The sequence below is a fragment of the Flavobacterium frigidum genome, assembly GCF_048286795.2.
Map to the genome: position 1 here is coordinate 53,692 of NZ_JBLVPT020000012.1, position 18,079 is coordinate 71,770.

At 34.7% G+C, this 18,079-nt stretch carries 19 protein-coding genes; 9 read left to right on the plus strand and 10 right to left on the minus strand.

The annotated features are described in order from the left end of the window. Positions 1 to 55: 55 nt before the first annotated feature. Entirely contained in the window at positions 56 to 892 is an 837-nt protein-coding gene (locus ACNQGB_RS12140; protein WP_417945182.1) for a DUF6929 family protein, read from the minus strand. Between the two features lie 218 nt (positions 893 to 1,110). On the opposite strand from ACNQGB_RS12140, the gene ACNQGB_RS12145 reads away from it, so the two are divergent. After that, positions 1,111 to 1,989 carry a PPK2 family polyphosphate kinase gene (locus ACNQGB_RS12145; protein WP_417945180.1) on the plus strand — a complete coding sequence of 293 codons (879 nt, stop codon included), beginning with the start codon at positions 1,111 to 1,113 and terminating at the stop codon, positions 1,987 to 1,989. 68 nt (positions 1,990 to 2,057) lie between these two features. On the opposite strand, the gene ACNQGB_RS12150 is transcribed toward ACNQGB_RS12145, so the two are convergent. Further along, entirely contained in the window at positions 2,058 to 2,621 is a 564-nt protein-coding gene (locus tag ACNQGB_RS12150) for a hypothetical protein (RefSeq protein WP_472777118.1), read from the minus strand. Positions 2,622 to 2,852: 231 nt separating this feature from the next. On the opposite strand from ACNQGB_RS12150, the gene ACNQGB_RS12155 reads away from it, so the two are divergent. From ACNQGB_RS12155 to ACNQGB_RS12175, 5 genes are all read left to right on the plus strand, one after another. Beyond that, the gene (locus ACNQGB_RS12155; protein WP_417946193.1) at positions 2,853 to 4,235 is read left to right on the plus strand and encodes an MATE family efflux transporter; all 1,383 of its coding nucleotides are present in this window, start codon (positions 2,853 to 2,855) and stop codon (positions 4,233 to 4,235) included. A gap of 72 nt (positions 4,236 to 4,307) precedes the next feature. Then, complete coding sequence (locus ACNQGB_RS12160) at positions 4,308 to 5,216, plus strand: prohibitin family protein (RefSeq protein ID WP_417946192.1); 909 nt, start codon at positions 4,308 to 4,310, stop codon at positions 5,214 to 5,216. A 51-nt stretch (positions 5,217 to 5,267) separates the two neighbouring features. Beyond that, the gene (locus ACNQGB_RS12165) at positions 5,268 to 5,495 is read left to right on the plus strand and encodes a hypothetical protein (RefSeq protein ID WP_417946190.1); all 228 of its coding nucleotides are present in this window, start codon (positions 5,268 to 5,270) and stop codon (positions 5,493 to 5,495) included. 32 nt (positions 5,496 to 5,527) lie between these two features. Further along, positions 5,528 to 5,761: a hypothetical protein gene (locus ACNQGB_RS12170; RefSeq protein ID WP_417946189.1), complete on the plus strand. Its 234-nt coding sequence runs from the start codon at positions 5,528 to 5,530 to the stop codon at positions 5,759 to 5,761. A gap of 253 nt (positions 5,762 to 6,014) precedes the next feature. Further along, the gene (locus ACNQGB_RS12175) at positions 6,015 to 6,770 is read left to right on the plus strand and encodes a hypothetical protein (protein ID WP_417946187.1); all 756 of its coding nucleotides are present in this window, start codon (positions 6,015 to 6,017) and stop codon (positions 6,768 to 6,770) included. A 15-nt stretch (positions 6,771 to 6,785) separates the two neighbouring features. Here the strand turns inward: ACNQGB_RS12175 and meaB are convergent, their stop codons facing one another. Further along, positions 6,786 to 7,874, minus strand: a complete 1,089-nt coding sequence (meaB, locus tag ACNQGB_RS12180; RefSeq protein ID WP_417946186.1) for a methylmalonyl Co-A mutase-associated GTPase MeaB — start codon at positions 7,872 to 7,874, stop codon at positions 6,786 to 6,788. 164 nt (positions 7,875 to 8,038) lie between these two features. On the opposite strand from meaB, the gene ACNQGB_RS12185 reads away from it, so the two are divergent. Together ACNQGB_RS12185 and ACNQGB_RS12190 are read left to right on the plus strand one after the other, a co-directional pair. Further along, entirely contained in the window at positions 8,039 to 8,950 is a 912-nt protein-coding gene (locus tag ACNQGB_RS12185) for an AEC family transporter (protein ID WP_417946184.1), read from the plus strand. 51 nt (positions 8,951 to 9,001) lie between these two features. Next, a complete protein-coding gene (locus tag ACNQGB_RS12190) occupies positions 9,002 to 10,213 on the plus strand; it encodes an MFS transporter (protein ID WP_417946182.1) in 1,212 nt (403 codons plus the stop codon). Positions 10,214 to 10,267: 54 nt separating this feature from the next. Here ACNQGB_RS12190 and ACNQGB_RS12195 read toward each other — a convergent pair whose 3' ends face one another. The 7 genes from ACNQGB_RS12195 to ACNQGB_RS12225 form a co-directional block, all read right to left on the minus strand. Next, positions 10,268 to 11,149, minus strand: coding sequence for a DMT family transporter (locus ACNQGB_RS12195; RefSeq protein WP_417946180.1), 882 nt, complete (start codon positions 11,147 to 11,149; stop codon positions 10,268 to 10,270). Further along, a complete protein-coding gene (gene nudK / locus ACNQGB_RS12200; protein ID WP_417946178.1) occupies positions 11,149 to 11,730 on the minus strand; it encodes a GDP-mannose pyrophosphatase NudK in 582 nt (193 codons plus the stop codon). The genes ACNQGB_RS12195 and nudK overlap by 1 nt, the downstream gene beginning before the upstream one ends. Before the next feature lie 59 nt (positions 11,731 to 11,789). Continuing rightward, positions 11,790 to 13,061 carry an adenylosuccinate synthase gene (locus ACNQGB_RS12205; protein WP_417946177.1) on the minus strand — a complete coding sequence of 424 codons (1,272 nt, stop codon included), beginning with the start codon at positions 13,059 to 13,061 and terminating at the stop codon, positions 11,790 to 11,792. 31 nt (positions 13,062 to 13,092) lie between these two features. Further along, positions 13,093 to 13,575 (minus strand): Fur family transcriptional regulator, encoded by a 483-nt coding sequence (locus tag ACNQGB_RS12210; RefSeq protein ID WP_417946175.1) that lies wholly within the window; start codon positions 13,573 to 13,575, stop codon positions 13,093 to 13,095. A gap of 118 nt (positions 13,576 to 13,693) precedes the next feature. Then, entirely contained in the window at positions 13,694 to 15,913 is a 2,220-nt protein-coding gene (locus ACNQGB_RS12215; protein ID WP_417946173.1) for a RelA/SpoT family protein, read from the minus strand. 82 nt (positions 15,914 to 15,995) lie between these two features. Then, entirely contained in the window at positions 15,996 to 16,397 is a 402-nt protein-coding gene (locus ACNQGB_RS12220; RefSeq protein ID WP_309758003.1) for an acyl-CoA thioesterase, read from the minus strand. An 83-nt stretch (positions 16,398 to 16,480) separates the two neighbouring features. Next, positions 16,481 to 17,266 carry a TrmH family RNA methyltransferase gene (locus ACNQGB_RS12225; RefSeq protein WP_417946171.1) on the minus strand — a complete coding sequence of 262 codons (786 nt, stop codon included), beginning with the start codon at positions 17,264 to 17,266 and terminating at the stop codon, positions 16,481 to 16,483. A gap of 202 nt (positions 17,267 to 17,468) precedes the next feature. On the opposite strand from ACNQGB_RS12225, the gene ACNQGB_RS12230 reads away from it, so the two are divergent. Further along, positions 17,469 to 18,071, plus strand: coding sequence for a trimeric intracellular cation channel family protein (locus ACNQGB_RS12230; RefSeq protein ID WP_417946170.1), 603 nt, complete (start codon positions 17,469 to 17,471; stop codon positions 18,069 to 18,071). Positions 18,072 to 18,079: the final 8 nt, after the last annotated feature.

Consider the following 18,079-nt stretch of genomic DNA (forward strand, 5'->3'; position numbering starts at 1 on the left):
CTAAAGAGATGAAAAAAATGAAAAAGGTTGGGATGGAAATAAATTATTTTTTGATTTATTGATTTGAAAAGGATAATTTGTAAATATCTGTTTCCAGAACTTCCGTGTCTTTATCTTCACAAAGCAGGAACTCTATTTTTTCTTTTGAATTGGTGTATAAAGTCAATCCTTCGAATTTATGGGTGCTACTGATTTTTTGGGTAAAATCTATTTTCATTGTTTTCAGGTTGATTCTCCCAATAAGACTTCCTAAAACTTCGCCGTCATCATATGTAGATTCGGTATCTTCGGCTGTGGCCAAAAAATAAATGCTGTTGTCAACTAAAATGGCATCCGTAAAACTACTGCGCACTCCTCTTATTTTTGGCAGTTTGTAGGCGTTTGAAAGAATAGTGAAATCGTTAGTCAGGTTTTTTCCTTCTATGGTGAAAAGAACATTTTTATTAGAACTTCCGTTGCCACGATTCAACAAAAACCAACTTTCGCCATTATAGATAGCACCTTCAAGGTTGAAGTCTTCGGGTTTTATGTCTCCGAAATTTTGCATGATTGCATACAAATCGCTGAGATCATTCGTGGCGATTACCTTTTTATCGCTGGAGTTAACTTGTATCATTTTGGTCCTTTTCTCGGTGGAACCGGAACCAAAAACGTACAAACTATCTCCAAAATGAGTTATGGCTTCAAAATCAGCTTTGTCTTTTTTGAGTGTGTTCTCAGTTGGATTTTCCATTAAAGGATGGCGTTTTAAATCATGGGAATCCATATGGTATTCATAAAGAAAACCGCTGTTGTCACCAATAATCAGTAAGGAATTGTCTTTGTAAATAAGTCCTGAGGCGGAACCAATGCCAATGATTTGAAATAATAGTTCGAGTGTGAATTTTTCCATTGTATTTGTTTTGAAAGCGAGTACCTAGCCCAGATTACTTCACCTAATTTCTATTTTCATAGGAGTTCAGTGAACTTTGTTTGTAGTGAAAATCCTTTTATTATTTTCCTTTAAAATAATAAAAGATTGCAACGAATAGCTGGAAAAAGCTCCTGAAATTCATCAGGATTAATCCTTATAATTTGGTATATTTGAGAGGTAAAGATAAATTATTTCCTATGAAGTCTATAAATCCCGATGATTTTAAAGTTATTGACAAAATAAGTTTGTCACAATTGCCTACCAATCTTAATATTGGGGCAAGCGATGAAAAAAAAGAAGATAAGTTAGAAAATGTTTCCAAAAAATTAAGCCAACTGCAAGATGTCATGTATGCACACAATCGCTATGGCGTTTTAATTTGTTTGCAAGGCATGGACACCTCTGGAAAGGATAGTCTGATTCGGGAAGTTTTTAAGGAATTCAATTCTCGAGGAGTTGTGGTTCATAGTTTTAAAACACCCAATTCAAGTGAGTTAGAACACGATTACTTGTGGAGGCATTATTTGGTTTTGCCAGAAAAAGGGAAGTTTGCGGTTTTTAACAGAACGCATTATGAAAATGTCTTGGTCACCAGAGTACATCCTGAATATATTATGAATGAAAATTTGCCGGGTATTGAAACCGTTGATGATGTTACACCTCAGTTTTGGGAAAATAGAATGCAACAAATTAATGATTTTGAAAAGCATATTACGCAAAATGGAACCATTATTTTAAAGTTCTTTTTGCATTTGAGTAAAGAGGAGCAAAGGCAGCGTTTGTTGCGCCGACTGGAAGAAAAAGAACACAACTGGAAATTTTCGGTAGGCGATTTAAAAGAAAGGGATCGTTGGGATGATTACATGCAGTATTATGAAGAGGCAATTAACAATACAAGTTCAGAATATGCGCCATGGTATGTTGTTCCTGCTGATGATAAGGAAATGGCACGCTATATTGTAGCTAAGATTATTTGGGAAGAAATGCAAAAACATACCGATATTAAGGAACCTGAGATGGACGATACGATCAAGGCGAATATGGAAATGTATAAAGCGATGTTGAAAAAAGAGTAACGGAAAAATAATTGCAAAAAAAATGCGCTGAAATTCAGCGCATTTTTTTTAACTAACTCAATATTTTTTTATAGTTGAAAACCATAAGCTAAACGTACACCAACTTGTCCAACTCCTCTACCAAGAGAACCGTTACTGTTTAAACGATCAAAATGATTGTAGTGTGTATAGTTTAAAGAAATATCTATGTATTTAGTAGCATAACCTACACTTGGAGATAACAATAAAGAAGTATCGTCTCTTGTGTTTTCTACATTACTTGTTGCAAATGCTGCACCAGCTTCTCCCATAACGTAGAATTGGTCATTCCAAATAAAAGCTTTGAAACCCGCTTTAGCTGGAATAATACCTAAATCTTTTCCATCAGCTTTGCTTACAAATAAATTAGTGTAACCTGAAGTCAATGTCAAAGAGTATCTTTTTGATAAATCATATTGTCCTCTTACATCTGCACCAAGTGCTAACTTATAAGGGTCATTAGTTGAATATCCTGCATTTAAACCAACACCTAGACGGAATCCCTGATCGTAATTTGTAGCTGTAGTTGTAGTTTCTTGTGCTTGTGCATTATTAGCAAACATCATTGCTACTGCGAATACAAAAAACATTTTGATTTTACCTGTCATTTTCATAATTGTAATATTTTATTTATTTCTTTATTGTTGCTAGTTAGATTTAATTACCCGTTTGCAACAGTGCAAAAGTATAGTGCTTACAAGCATTGTTTGTTATAGAATTATTTGGTTTTGTTATAGAATTACTTGTTTTCTTCAAAATAGATAGCACTACAGAGTGTTTTATTATCAATTGTATTGAAAGAATTGAAACCTTCTAATTATCTTTGCTTTCAAAAAAAACATCAAGTGAATTTATCACAATACTTTAAAGAGTTTTCATATAATATTAAATTGGCATATCCAGTAATTCTAGGAATGTTAGGGCATACTTTGATTGGGATAGTCGATAATTTTATGGTCGGGAAACTGGGGTCTACAGAGTTAGCTGCAGTTTCTTTGGGAAACAGCTTTATATTTATTGCCTTATCATTAGGGATAGGGTTTTCTACGGCAATTACACCATTAGTTGCTGAGGCTGATGCTGAAAATGATGTGTCAAAAATTCGAACCACGTTTCATCACGGTTTGCTTTTATGTACGGTTTTAGGAGTTGCATTATTTATTTTGACCGTGCTTTCTAAACAAATTATGTATTTTATGCACCAACCCAAAGAGGTTGCTGATATGGCAACTCCATATATTGATTGGGTTGCTTTTTCTTTGATTCCAGTGATTATGTATCAAGGGTACAAGCAATTTGCGGATGGTCTAGCCAAAACGAAATACTCTATGTACGCTATTTTTATGGCTAATGTGGTGCATGTTTTTTTTAATTACGTGCTTATATATGGAGTTTGGATATTTCCAAAATTAGGAATATTGGGAGCCGCTTTAGGAACGGTTTTGTCCAGAATAATGATGGTGGTTTTTATGCATTATTTGATGAAAAGGAATGCCGACTTAAAAAAATATTTTAAGAATTTTAGTTTTAAAGAAATCCGAAAGTCAATTTTGAAAAAAATCATCAATCTTGGTTTGCCCTCAGCGATGCAAATGTTGTTTGAAGTAACGTTGTTCACCGCTGCAATTTGGCTCTCCGGTTCTTTAGGTAAAAACAGTCAAGCGGCCAATCAGATTGCACTTATTCTGGCATCGTCTACTTTTATGGTTGCCATGGGATTGAGTGTTACGGCAATGATTAGAGTGAGTCATACTAAAGGTATAAACGATTATAAAAAACTGATCGTTGTAGCGCGTTCTATATTTTTGTTGGCTATTATTTTAGAAACCTTTTTCGCTATTGTGTTTGTTGTTTTACATAACTTCTTACCCCATTTATTCTTGAATATGAATGATGCTTCTCAGGTGCTGGACAATTCCGAAATCATTGCTATAACATCAAAATTATTATTGATTGCTGCCATATTCCAAATTTCTGATGGTATTCAAGTCGTTGTTTTAGGCGCATTACGCGGTTTGCAAGATGTAAAAATTCCCATGTACATTACCTTTGTGGCGTATTGGGTCATCGGCTTTCCTATTTCCTATTATTTGGGCAAGTATACGGAGCTCAAGGCTGTTGGAATCTGGATCGGACTCTTGGCAGGATTAACAGCAGCAGCTATTTTTTTATACATTCGCTTTGCGAGACTTACAAAAAAGTTAGTTTTACAAAATCATAAAGAATAAAATTTTTCGTACGCTGTAACTTCTCATTCGTATTTCCGTATAACTAGAATAATAATCTAACCAATAAAAAAAATGATACTATTAATTATTCTTGGAATAATCTTTTTGATCTTAAGTTTTACATTAAAAAACAACCTAAATTCTTTCTCAAAATTCTCTGGTAGTCTTAAAATCATTGGAGTACTTCTGATCATTTTAGGGATTTTCTCGTCTATGTTCAAACAAATTGACGCTGGGAAAGTAGGAGTAAAGTCCCTTTATGGTAGCGTTCAAACAGATATTTTACAAAGCGGACTCAGTTTGATAAATCCGCTTATGGATGTGACAGAATTTGATATTCAAACCCAAAATTATACCATGTCTGCAATTCATAGTGAAGGCGCTCAAGCGGGTGATGATGCCATTCGTGTGTTGTCAAATGATGGACTTGAAGTCGTTATCGACCTTACTGTTTTATTTAGAGTATCGCCAGAAGCTGCTCCAAAAATTTTAAAAGAAATTGGCGTAAACTACAGTGATAAAATTGTTCGTCCCGTTACTCGAACTCGTATTCGCGACAATGCTGTTTATTATGATGCAGTAGCTTTGTATTCTACTAAAAGGAATGAATTTCAGCAGCGTATATTTAAAACAATTGAAGCCGATTTTAAATCAAGAGGTTTGGTTTTAGAGCAATTATTGATTAGCAATATAAACCTTCCAGCATCGGTAAAAGCTTCTATCGAAAGTAAAATTAATGCCGAGCAAGATGCCCAAAAAATGACATTTGTGCTGCAGAAAGAAAAACAAGAAGCAGAGCGTAAGCGAGTAGAAGCGCAAGGTATTGCTGATTACCAGCGTATTATTTCAACAGGATTATCAGATAAGCAATTGCAATACGAGCAAATAAAAGCGCAGAAAGAACTAGCAGCATCAACTAATACCAAGATTATTTTTATGAATAGCAGCCGAAATACACCTATAATTCTTTCGGATAAATAGTTCTTTCAAAATTTAAATAACTCAATATCAAATCAACTAAACAATACTAAAATGGAATTACCAAAATTTTTATTAGGAGACAATACAGATTTCCCCGAAGATATATTCATCATACACCTTGATTACCCAAGATTTATCATCAATTTGAAAGACGATGAAGTAGAGTTTATAGAAGAAGCAGAGGATCTTGACGAGGCCGAATTAAATGCAGAAATGGAGGGATTAATAGTTCTTGCCAATGAGTTTTATGACCGAGAAATTAAACTTTACGAGGAGTAGTTAAATTTTTGTTTTACATAATTTGTATTAAAATGAAAAATGTTTTTATGTATTCTATGTTTATTTTTGGCACAATACTTTTAATTAAAGGGATTTTTAACTTTTTTCCGTTTGAAATTAGATCAAATATAAACGCAAGTGAAGCCTATAATTCTGGACATATTGTAGGATATATTATTGGTAAATTTGGTAAGATTGCTCTTGGTGTTTTAATGTTAAAGTATGGATACCAAACTTATTTAGAAGTAAAAAGAAGAACAGAATAGATTATTCTTTTTTAAAATAGGTTTCTAACAATCTTTGAGCGGTTGCAAATGGTGAAATTTCATCATTTTGCAACCGCTTTTTTATTTCATGTTTTTAGATGATTTAAAATAAATTTTACATTTAAATAAATTAGTCGTACTTTTAATACTCTGAATTATAATAGATTAGAGTTTAATAAGATTAATAAGGATTGAGATAGAAAAAACAAACCTTTAATACGGTATTACTATTAACCATTAAATCTTAACTATCATGAAAAATATAAAAACAATTTCAAAAATCTTTTTAGTTCTACTTTTATTGGTGCAAAATTGTTTTGCTCAACAAAAAGGGGGTGATACTGCTATAAAAGAAAAAGAAATGCAAGGAACAATAGTAAATGGAAAAAGCAACATAAATAATATAAACGGTGGAATGCCAAATAGAATTTCGATGAATGTTACCGTTCCAAAACAGACTCAAGGGGCAACATTTGGCGAAAAAGTAAGCGCTGGTAAAATAACTGTTGCAGTAGTTGAAGGAGGTTGTGTCGTTTTATTTGCTTCTAATACAGGATACAGAGTTAATACCGCCAATAATAGTATTATTGAATTGTCTAAGGATGAGAGTCTCGCTTTTGGAGAAAAAGTAAATCAAGGGTTACAAGCCGACGGCGGAGCATTAGCGCAAGGCGCTTCGTTATTGGGCGGATCTTTACCCGGTGGCGCTATTATTTCCGCAGCAGTTTCTAGCGTTGGTAATTTATCAGGTGGCGCAGGTGGAGGTGCTGCTGCAGCTTCTTATGCAAAAACCGGAAAAAAAGCTTGGGAAATCAATGATAAAGGGGACGGTGTGATGCTAGAATTGACTAATGGGGAATTTGAATTGACATTTGTTATAGTTGAAAAAGCTACTTCTGGCTTAAAGGATACCTTAAAAACGCAAGTTCGCATTGGTTTTGAAATGATAAGTAATGTTTTAAAAACCAAACACGATACCGCTAAAAACTCGGTGAGTAACATTCGTTAATAAAAGGCTTAACGGTTAAAATTTAAAATACTTTTCTAATAATTTTTGAGCGGCTGCAAAAGGTGAAATTTCATCATTTTGCACCGCTTTTTTATTGCTTTCAAGTAGCTTTTGAATTTCTGGATGTTGGTAGAAATTTGATTTCAGTTGTTCATTAATCGTTTCTAACATCCAATATTGGTTTTGTTCTTTGCGTTTTTCAAAGAAATAATTGTTGCCTTTTGTCAGTTCCAAGAATTTTTGAATAGTTTCCCACACGGCACTAATACCTTCATTAGTAATTGCACTGCAAGCAGCAGTAGTAGGTGTCCAACCTGATTTTTTGGCAGGGAACAGATGTAACGCTCTATTAAATTCCAGTTTGGCTAGATTCGCTCTTTTAATATTGTCACCATCCGCTTTGTTAATGACAATAGCATCGGCCATTTCCATGATTCCGCGCTTTATTCCTTGCAATTCATCACCCGCACCAGATATTTTTAATAAAAGGAAAAAATCAACCATGCTGTGAACGGCGGTTTCACTTTGGCCTACACCTACAGTTTCTATGATAATAGTGTCAAAGCCAGCTGCTTCACAAAGCGTTATGGTTTCTCGAGTTTTTCGAGCTACACCTCCTAATGTTTCTCCCGAAGCCGAAGGACGGATAAACGCATTTTTATCCTTTACGAGTTTTTCCATTCTGGTTTTATCCCCAAGAATACTGCCGTGACTAATCGTACTGCTGGGATCTACAGCGAGTACCGCCACTTTTTTGCCTAAACTAGTTAAATAGGTTCCAAAAGCTTCAATAAAAGTACTTTTACCAACGCCTGGAACGCCTGTGATTCCTATACGCACCGATTGATTGGCGTGAGGCAAACACGCATTGATAACTTCATTGGCTTTCGCCAAATGACCGCTATTGGTACTTTCCACTAAAGTAATGGAGCGACTCAAGGCTGTAATGTTTTCGTCTAAAATGCCAGCAACAAGATCTTTTGCCGAAGGTTGTATTTTTCTAAAACGTTGAATGGTACCAATGGCCGAAGCACTGATAATTTCAGGAGCAGCAATACCGGGTTTTTCTTGTAAGGCGCTAGGATTAGGTTTTTTATTTGGCAAAACTATTTTTTAGAATAGTAAAAATAATAAAAACTATTTTGAATAGACCGTCATTCTCTTAAAATGTCATTTCATTTTGATGGTTCCTCTTTTGTCGTCTATTTTTACAAATTTTATTTTTTTGAATTCATTTTATTTACCATTAGTCAATATCTTTGATGATTATGACCAACTTTATCCTAATTTTTGTTTTTTTATTGCTAGGCATTTTATTGCAACATGTAAAATGGTTTCCCACTCACGCCTATACTGTATTAAACAAGATTGTTATTTACGTCTGCCTTCCTGCTTTGGCTTTGTATTACATTCCTAAAATTAATTGGAGCCCGGAATTACTCTATCCTATTGGTGTAGCTTGGATTGGCTTTATAGTGTCGTATTTGTTTTTTAGTGTCTTAGGAAAGCGGTTGAGATGGTCTAAAAAATTGATTGGTTGCTTAATTCTGACCGCTGGTTTAGGAAATACTTCTTTTTTGGGTTTTCCAATTATTGAAGCGCTGTATGGCGAAGAAGGTTTGAAAACAGCCATTTTGGTAGACCAACCGGGCTCTTTTGTGGTGCTGTCTACTTTAGGAATTTTGGTGGCGACCATTTATTCTAGCGGGAATCCCAATGGTTTTCAAATTGCCAAAAAGATTTTTCTTTTTCCACCGTTTATCACTTTTTTAATTGCTTGCGTGATGAATATTCTGAATTTTGAGTTTCTGGATTTTCTACAGGTGGTCTTCAAAACAACAGGTAGTTTTGTAACGCCTTTAGCTTTGCTATCCGTAGGTTTACAGTTGCGTTTCGATCGAAAAAGTCAGCATTGGCACTTTTTGGGATTAGGTCTTTTATATAAACTAATACTGACGCCCGCACTGATTTACGTGTTGTATGTTGTAATTTTGCAGCAGCATTCAAAAGTGATCCAAGTTGCAGTACTAGAATCGGCAATGGCGCCCATGATTACCGCTTGTATTTTGGCTTCCACACACGGATTAAAACCGCGATTGAGTAGCATGATGATTGGTTTTGGAATCCCATTATCGTTTGTTACGCTATTATTTTGGTATTTTTTGGTTCAGTTTATTTGAATTTTTTAATGCGAGTCTTGTTAGTTAATCATTGACCTATTTTATTATACTATGAATTCAACTTTAGGGACGTCCTCAAATACCGATACTAGTCCTATTGCGCAACAAACCATTTATTCGATATTATTTTCGATTGCTTTTGCTCATTTATTAAACGATTTGCTGCAAGCAGTTATTCCTGCTTCCTATCCCATTTTAAAGCAAAATTTTAATTTAAATTTTGCGCAAATAGGTTTAATCACCCTAGCGTATCAGCTGGCAGCTTCGATCTTGCAACCGCTAGTGGGATTGTACACTGATAAAAGGCCCAAACCTTTTTCTCAAATTTTCGGAATGTTGTTTACTTTAGCTGGAATTGTTAATTTATCCTATGCTTCTAGTTTTGGAATGATAATCGTAGCAGTAATTTTGGTTGGCATTGGTTCCTCTATTTTTCATCCAGAAGCTTCGCGAATTTCTTTTTTGGCCTCAGGCGGAAAACGGGGTTTAGCGCAGTCTATCTTTCAATTGGGAGGTAATGCCGGGACAGCAATTGGTCCCTTGTTAGTGGCGCTTATAGTAGTGCCAAACACACAATTTTACATCATTTGGTTTGCCATTGTTGCGTTAATCGGATTGCTAGTTTTAAGCCGAATTGCACTTTGGTATCAAAGCCATTTGAATTTAAGAATTACTAAAAAAGCGGTGATCGATTTGCCCAATCTATCTCAAAAAACGATTGTAATATCGGTAGTGATTTTAATGATTTTAATATTTTCGAAGTTCTTTTATATGGCGAGTATGTCGAGTTACTTCACCTTTTATTTGATTGAAAAATTTGGATTATCGGTGCAAGATGCCCAATTTCATTTGGTTTTGTTTTTAGTTTCTTGCGCTATCGGAACTTTAATTGGTGGGCCGCTTGGCGATAAGTTTGGGAGAAAATATGTGATATGGTTTTCTGTTTTAGGAGCTGCACCATTTACATTATTATTGCCGTATATGGATTTGTTTTGGACAGGAGTATTATCAGTGGTGATAGGAATAATTATTTCATCTGCATTTCCAGCAATTTTAGTTTATGCACAAGAATTATTGCCTAAAAAACTCGGAATGGTTTCTGGTCTTTTTTATGGCTTTGCTTTCGGAATGGGTGGTTTAGGTTCGGCTTTATTAGGAAATCTTGCGGATCATACCAGTATTACTTATGTCTATATTCTTTGTGCTTTTTTACCTTTGATTGGGATCATTGCTTTCTTTTTGCCGAATTTAAAAAAGAAATAGAACTTCTTTACAGCAATTTATTTTTGTCTGAATAGTTTTTTTTTGATTCTGACATTATTTTTTATTGGTAATCAATAAACCCACAATAATAATTCCCATACTGATAACTTGAGTTATTACAATGGCTTGATTTAGAAAAATATATGCTAAAACGCCACTAAAAACGGGAATCAGATAATAAATCATGGCCGTTTTTGAAGTGCCAATAAATCGAATCGCTTCGTTCCAGAAATAAAACGAAATTAAGGAGGCGCAAATTCCAACATAACTTACAACTAAGATTGTTTTGATGTCAAAATATACTTTTTTAAAGTACAGATTTTCAATAAAATAAAACGGAAACAATAATATGGTTCCAATTACAAAAACACTGAAAAGAAAGACTTTTGGCGACAATTCATCTGGCTTTTTACGGACTAAAATGGTATAATATGCAAAAAATAAACAAGCCAAAAGCATCAAAACATCTCCAATCGCAAAATTGATTTGTAACAGAGCTTGAAACGATCCTTTCGAAATGAGTACCAAAACTCCCGTAATGATTATTGCAATTCCTGTAATTTTAATGTTAGAAACTTTTTCTTTAAAAATAATTCGAGACAAAACTACAATGAATAAAGGAATGGAAATCGCTATCAATGATAAGTTGACCGCACTTGTTGTTTTACCTGCAAAATAAATGAGCGTATTAAACACGGTGATGCCCATTACAGCTGTAAGTGCAAGGTATGCAAAATGATTCCGTATAATTTTGAAATCATTGATAGTACTTTTTAAAGCAAATGGCGCCAACACAATGCAAGCAACGGTCCAGCGCCAAAAAGCCAAACCAACAGGAGGAATGTGGCCTTTTATGCCGCTTGCAACGACCATATTTCCAGACCAAAGCAAGGTGGCTAATAAAGCAAATAGAATTCCTTTGGTCGCATTATTCATTACAGGAAACTGTTAATTTTGGCATATTGCAATAGAATAATAGTCTTAGCATCCTGCATTTGGCCAGATTCAATCATAGCATAGGCTTCATCAAGTGGCATTTCTATTACCTCAATGTTTTCTTCCTCGTGTGCTACGCCACCTCCTTCACTCACTCGCATCGATTCATCGTACTCGCCTACAAATAAATATAAAATTTCGGTTACTGCGCCAGGTGACATATAGGTTTCCATTACTTTAGTAACGTTTGTAATGCGGTAGCCAGTTTCTTCTTCGGTTTCCCGAATGATGCATTGCTCTGGATTGTCTTGGTCTAAAAGTCCGGCACAAACTTCCAGCGTCATGCCAGTTGAATTCCCATTTAAATATGTAGGTAAACGAAATTGTCGGGTCAAAATGACGGTTTTTTGTTGTTTATTATACAATAAAATTGCTGCACCATTGCCTCGGTCGTATACTTCTCTTTTTTGGGTAATCCAAGAGTCGTCTTTTTTTTGATAGTCAAAGGTAACTTTGTTTAAAACATAATGGTTATCAGAGAGTACTTCAGTGTTCTTGATTATGATTTTTGGATCAGTCATAAGGTTCAATATAGATTTAAACAAAAAAAACGCCCCGAAATTCAGGGCGTTTGGTTGTATTATTTTAAGATGGTTTGTTTTCTGTCGGGACCAACTGAGACTATTTTGATTGGAATTTCAACTTCTCTTTCGATAAATTCAATATATTCTTTCAATTCAATTGGCAATTCATCATAACTTGTCATACCTGTTAAATCTTGTTTCCATCCTTTGAAGTCTTGGTAAACAGGAGTTACATTTTCTGGCTCTATGTTGTAAGGGAAATGAGCAATTTTTTCGCCTTTATAATTGTATTCCGTACACACTTTTAAGGTTTCAAATCCTGACAATACATCGCCTTTCATCATCATTAACTGAGTCACACCATTTACTTGTACCGCATATTTAAGCGCTACTAAGTCTAACCAACCACAACGTCTTTGTCTTCCTGTAACAGATCCAAATTCATTTCCTACACGTGCCATCGTAGCACCATCTTCGTCAAAAAGTTCTGTTGGAAACGGACCACTACCTACACGTGTTACGTAGGCTTTGAAAATTCCGTAGACTTCTTTGATTTTATTTGGAGCAATCCCTAAACCAGTACAAGCGCCAGCAGCTGTTGTGTTTGATGAAGTTACAAAAGGATACGTACCAAAATCGACATCTAATAAAGAACCTTGAGCACCTTCGCATAAAATGGCTTTTCCTGCTTTTTGCGCTTGGTGTAAATATTCTTCACTATCGATGAAATCTAATTTTTTTAGTTCTTCAATTGCTTCAAAGAATTCTTTTTCAAGTTCTTCAAGATTGTATTGGATGGCCACATCATAAAACTTGATCATGGCTTCATGCTTGTCAGCCAAAGCTCTGTAACGGTCTGCAAAATCTTCTAATTCAATATCTCCTACACGAAGTCCGTTTCTTCCGGTTTTGTCCATATAAGTTGGACCAATTCCTTTTAAGGTAGAACCAATTTTTGCTTTTCCTTTAGACGCTTCAGAGGCGGCATCTAGTAAGCGGTGCGTAGGCAAAATTAGATGTGCTTTTCTAGAAATGATTAATTTATTTTTGATGTCTAAATTAAATCGTTCCAGTCCTTCAATTTCTTTTTGAAATACAACAGGATCAATTACTACTCCGTTTCCAATAATGTTTACAGCAGTTTTGTGAAAAATACCGGATGGTATCGTTCTAAGAACATGTTTTATGCCGTCAAATTCTAAGGTGTGTCCTGCATTTGGTCCCCCTTGAAAACGGGCTATAATATCATATTTAGAAGTAAGAACATCAACAATTTTTCCTTTTCCCTCATCTCCCCATTGTAATCCTAGTAATAAATCTACCGTCATTCTGTATGTTATTTGTAGTTAGTTTTTATGTTTAAGGACGATCTTTTTCGTCTAAGCTTTTATTTTGTCTTTTAGTTCCGTAGAGATACAACGAGTGGTTGGTGATTTCGATATCAAAAATTTCTTCAATTGTTTTTTTGATAGTTTGAATTCTAGGATCGCAAAATTCAATTACTTCTCCAGTATCGGTCATGATAATATGATCGTGTTGTTTGTCAAAGTATGATTTTTCGTAATGTGCTTGATTTTGGCCAAATTGGTGTTTGCGTACCAAAGCACAGTCTAATAGCAACTCAATGGTGTTGTAAAGTGTTGCTCTACTCACACGATAGTTTTTGTTTTTCATCTTGATATACAGATTCTCTACATCAAAATGTTCTTCGCTATCGTAAATTTCCTGAAGGATTGCATAACGTTCTGGAGTTTTGCGATGTCCTTTTTTTTCGAGATACATTGTAAAAACATTTTTTACAATCTCTTGGTTTTTGGTGTTATCTGTGGAAATGAGTGTCATATGCAGGCAAAGGTAATTTTTTTAGTTTAAAGTATAAAGATTCCAGTTTGTTTAGTTTTAAGTTTTTTAAGTTTCATATGCAGTACACTTTGATTTAAAACAAAAATCGAATTTATTACTACGTTTTATAAACACGTGTTACTTTATCTATACCGTCAATTTTTTTGATATTATTGATCATTTTTTTCAAAATGGTATTGTTTTGCACAATTACAGCCACTTGACCATGAAAAATTCCTGCATCAGTGCTCAAGGAAATACTTTGAATATTGACATGCATGTTATTTGAAATCACTTTTGTCAATTGGTTGGTAAGCCCTAAAACATCCATTCCCGTAACGTTAATAATGGCTTTGAATTCTTCTTGCGAGGAGTCAATCCATTTGGCTGTCATAATTCGGTACGCATAGTTGGACTGCATGCCCAGCGCGTTCGGACAATCTTTTTTGTGCACTTTTATTCCTTCGTTGATGGTTACAAATCCAAATACGTCATCTCCAGGTATGGGGTTGCAGCAAGGCGATAACTTATAATCCAATTTATCATGTTCTTTGCCAAAAACGAGCATGTCATAATTACTACTGATTGTTGGTTTATGAATGTCCTCATCGGCTGTGCTTGGTGAACGTTTCATTTTATTTTTGAAAAAATTAATGAAACTATTACTTTTTTGTGCTGCGTAATCCTTGAGTTGTTGATTTTCAATGGCACCAATTCCTACACGATAAAATAAATCTAAACTTGTTTTGAGTTTGAAAAAATTAACTAATTCATTAACCACTTGTTCGCTCATGGTTATTTTTAAATGTTTTAATTTTCGAGTCAGAAGTTCTTTTCCTTCTTCACCAATTTTCTTAGTGTTTTCGTTTAAAACATTTTTTATTTTCGTTTTTGCTCGCGAAGTAGTTACATAGTCCAACCAGTTGATGGTGGGTTTTTGATGTTGCGAAGTAATAATGTCAATTTGGTCGCCACTTTTTAATTCGAAATTCAAAGGAACCAATTTTCCATTAACGCGTGTTCCTCTAGTGCGAATCCCAATTTCAGAGTGAATACTAAAAGCAAAATCAAGTGATGTAGCGCCTTTGGGCAATGATTTTATTTCACCTTTTGGAGTAAATACAAAGATTTCTTTGGAATATAAATTCATTTTAAAATCTTCAACAAAATCTACAGCATTCGTTTCAGAATTTTCTAAAGCTTCTTTGAGTAAGTTTAACCAAACATCTAAACCGCTTTCTTCTGTAGCGCCGTTTTTATATTTATAGTGCGCAGCATACCCTTTTTCCGCAATTTCGTCCATACGCTCACTTCGAACTTGTACTTCTACCCAACGGCCTTTTGGTCCCATAACCGTAATGTGCAAGGCTTCATATCCAGTTGATTTTGGTGATGAAATCCAGTCTCGCAAACGACTAGGGCTTGGTCTGTAATGATCTGTAACTATTGAATATATTTTCCAAGCTAGAAATTTTTCATCGTGAGTATTCGATTTGTAAACAATTCGCAATGCAAATTTATCATAGACTTCATCAAAGCTTACATTTTGCGCCAGCATTTTTCTGCGAATAGAATAAATAGATTTTGGACGGCCTTTAATTATATATTCTACACCTTCCAGGTCTAATGAAGTCTTCAGAACAGTAGAAATGGCTTCGATATAAGCGTCTTGTTCTTCTTTTGTTTCTTTTATTTTACTTACAATATCATTGTAAACAGCTTTTTCTGTGTATTTTAAACCTAAATCTTCTAGTTTAGTTTTTATGTTGTACAAACCCAATCGGTGTGCTAATGGAGCATAGATGTATAAGGTTTCTGAGGCAATTTTAGTTTGCTTGTCTTCCTGCATCGACTCCATGGTTTGCATATTATGCAAACGATCGGCAAGTTTAATCAGAATTACACGAACATCATCATTCAAAGTCAGAATCATTTTTCTGAAATTTTCGGCTTGTAATGAAGCGTTTAAATCCTTTTGAACCATCGATATTTTGGTTAATCCTTCAACGAGTTGGGCAACCTTTGGATTAAACAAACGTTCAATATCTTGAATAGTTGTTGGGGTATCTTCAACCACATCATGAAGTAATGCAGCTGCAATAGAGGTAGCGCCCAAACCAATTTCTGAAGCAACGATTTTTGCCACAGCAATGGGATGAAAGATATATGCTTCACCTGATTTTCTTCGTTGATCTTTGTGTGCTTCTACAGATACATCAAATGCTTTCCGAATCAGTTTCTTGTCCTCAGTGGTCAAGGTTTGGTAACTAATACGTAGCAGTTCTTTGTATTCTTGGGCAATTGCTTTGTTTTCTTTTTCTAAATCTATTTCTGTCATAACGGCATGGTTCATTTCTTAAAAATAACAATAAGTAATCAAATAAACAAGAAGATTTTAGGATTCGAAAATAATACGGGTTCTAAGCAGTTTCATTATTGTCTAGAATGCGAATTGGTTTTTTATTTTCATCCAATGCAACAAAAGTAAAGTTTCCAGATATGGCCTTTTCTCTATGATTGCTGTACATTTGCTCGATATAAATTTCTACTTTCACATCTAAACTAGTGTTTCCAATTTTAGATACTTTACCTATTAGTTCTACAATTGTTCCAGCTGGAATTGGTTTTTTAAAATCAATTCTGTCAGACGAAACCGTTACACATCTTTTTCTAGTAAATCTTGTGGCTGCTATAAACGCTACTTCATCCATCATTAACATGGCTGTTCCTCCAAATAAAGTATCGTAGTGGTTTGTCGTGCTTGGAAAAACGGTTTTAAAAATTCTGGTTTCAGCTTGTAAAATTCTTTCTTCTAAATTCATTTGTGGGATATAAAGTAGTTTGTTTTTTTATTTTAGGCATTCTCTTTTTAGCAATCTCCAATCGTTAATATGCAATCTAAAATCTAAAACCCTCTTTGTCTTTTAGCTTCAAAGATTAAGATGGCAGCTGCGACCGAAACATTCATCGAATCAATTTCGCCTTGCATCGGAATAATGATATTTTGGGTGGCTGCGTTACGCCATTCCTCTGTCAATCCAGTGGCTTCTGTTCCTACAACTAATGCCGTTGGAGTAGTGTAATCTTGCGTGTGGTACGACGTCGAGTTTTGTAAAGTAGCACAATAAAAATTGATATTTCTTTCTTTCAAAAAAGCTATAATTTCAGCGGTAGTTCCAGTTGCAATTTGGTTCGTGAACAAACATCCAACGCTGGATCGCACAATGTTTGGGTTGTACAAATCACTTTTAAGATTTGCTATAAGTACTGCATCCAGATTAGCAGCGTCGGCCGTTCGCAATAAAGCGCCAATATTTCCAGGTTTTTCGGGTGCTTCGGCAATAAGAATCAACGGGTTTTGGGATAATTTCAAATCGGATAATTGCATCGATTTGGTTTTGGCCACAGCCAAAACACCTTCGGTAGTGTCCCTGTAAGCTAGTTTTTGATAGACTTCTTTATTAATTTCAATCAAATCAGCGTAGCTAGATAATTGTCGGGCTTCGGCTTCCGAGCAAATTTCCGGCAAAAACAAGAGCTTTTCCATTTCATAACCACCTTTAATAGCAATTGCAATTTCGCGCTTTCCTTCCATTAAAAAGGTTCCAGTTTGTTTGCGTACTTTTGCTTTTTCCTGCAATTGCACTAATGATTTGATGTAGGGATTTTGTATCGAAGTGATTTGTTTCAAGAGGTACAACTATTTAATTTTTAGAAAACAAAGATACATAGAGATATTTCAGTTTGTTCTATTTGAATTCGAATATTTACAAGGTGAATCGTAAGTTGATTAATTGTAGAAAATAGAAGCGTTTACACCAGTATTTTCTTTAATTTTGTTTTCTATAATAGTAGCAAACAACAGGCGTTTTATCCATTTTAATCCAAAATAAATGTTCCAATTTTTAGACATTATCGGCACGATGGCTTTTGCTATGTCTGGCGCTTTGACGGCAATGAATAAAAAAATGGATCCCTTTGGAGTGTTTATCATCGCTTTCGTAACAGCGGTAGGAGGCGGGACACTTCGCGATATTTTGATTGGCAGAACGCCAGTGGGATGGATGCTAGATTTAATTTACGTTTATGTAATCATCATCGGATTTGTATTGGCCATTATTTTTAGAAAAAAATTCGATACGTTGCGAACGTCCTTGTTTTTATTTGATACCATTGGGTTGGGTGTTTTTACTTTAATTGGACTCGAAAAAGGAATAAATATTGGTCTTCATCCAGTTATATGTGTGGCATTAGGAACCATGACAGCTTGTTTTGGTGGCGTTATTCGAGATATTTTATGTACAGAAATACCTGTTATTTTTAGGAGAGAAATTTATGCGACAATTTGTATTTTAGGTGGAATAGTTTTCTTTATTCTTCGTGAATTTAATTTAGAAAATGATGTTTTATACCTGACAACCTCGCTGGTTATTATTTCCTTTCGTCTGATGGCAGTAAAATTCAAATGGTATTTGCCTACATTAGAACATAAATAAAAAATGAT

Coding starts and splice junctions, on each gene's coding strand:
- ACNQGB_RS12205 (WP_417946177.1), bottom strand. CDS start 13,061: ATGACGGTAGATTTATTACTAGGATTACAATGGGGAGATGAGGGAAAA.
- ACNQGB_RS12150 (WP_472777118.1), bottom strand. CDS start 2,621: ATGAAAATGACAGGTAAAATCAAAATGTTTTTTGTATTCGCAGTAGCA.
- ACNQGB_RS12165 (WP_417946190.1), top strand. CDS start 5,268: ATGGAATTACCAAAATTTTTATTAGGAGACAATACAGATTTCCCCGAA.
- ACNQGB_RS12145 (WP_417945180.1), top strand. CDS start 1,111: ATGAAGTCTATAAATCCCGATGATTTTAAAGTTATTGACAAAATAAGT.
- ACNQGB_RS12170 (WP_417946189.1), top strand. CDS start 5,528: ATGAAAAATGTTTTTATGTATTCTATGTTTATTTTTGGCACAATACTT.
- ACNQGB_RS12160 (WP_417946192.1), top strand. CDS start 4,308: ATGATACTATTAATTATTCTTGGAATAATCTTTTTGATCTTAAGTTTT.
- ACNQGB_RS12230 (WP_417946170.1), top strand. CDS start 17,469: ATGTTCCAATTTTTAGACATTATCGGCACGATGGCTTTTGCTATGTCT.
- ACNQGB_RS12220 (WP_309758003.1), bottom strand. CDS start 16,397: ATGAATTTAGAAGAAAGAATTTTACAAGCTGAAACCAGAATTTTTAAA.
- ACNQGB_RS12210 (WP_417946175.1), bottom strand. CDS start 13,575: ATGACACTCATTTCCACAGATAACACCAAAAACCAAGAGATTGTAAAA.
- ACNQGB_RS12140 (WP_417945182.1), bottom strand. CDS start 892: ATGGAAAAATTCACACTCGAACTATTATTTCAAATCATTGGCATTGGT.
- ACNQGB_RS12185 (WP_417946184.1), top strand. CDS start 8,039: ATGACCAACTTTATCCTAATTTTTGTTTTTTTATTGCTAGGCATTTTA.
- nudK (WP_417946178.1), bottom strand. CDS start 11,730: ATGACTGATCCAAAAATCATAATCAAGAACACTGAAGTACTCTCTGAT.
- ACNQGB_RS12175 (WP_417946187.1), top strand. CDS start 6,015: ATGAAAAATATAAAAACAATTTCAAAAATCTTTTTAGTTCTACTTTTA.
- ACNQGB_RS12195 (WP_417946180.1), bottom strand. CDS start 11,149: ATGAATAATGCGACCAAAGGAATTCTATTTGCTTTATTAGCCACCTTG.
- ACNQGB_RS12190 (WP_417946182.1), top strand. CDS start 9,002: ATGAATTCAACTTTAGGGACGTCCTCAAATACCGATACTAGTCCTATT.
- ACNQGB_RS12215 (WP_417946173.1), bottom strand. CDS start 15,913: ATGACAGAAATAGATTTAGAAAAAGAAAACAAAGCAATTGCCCAAGAA.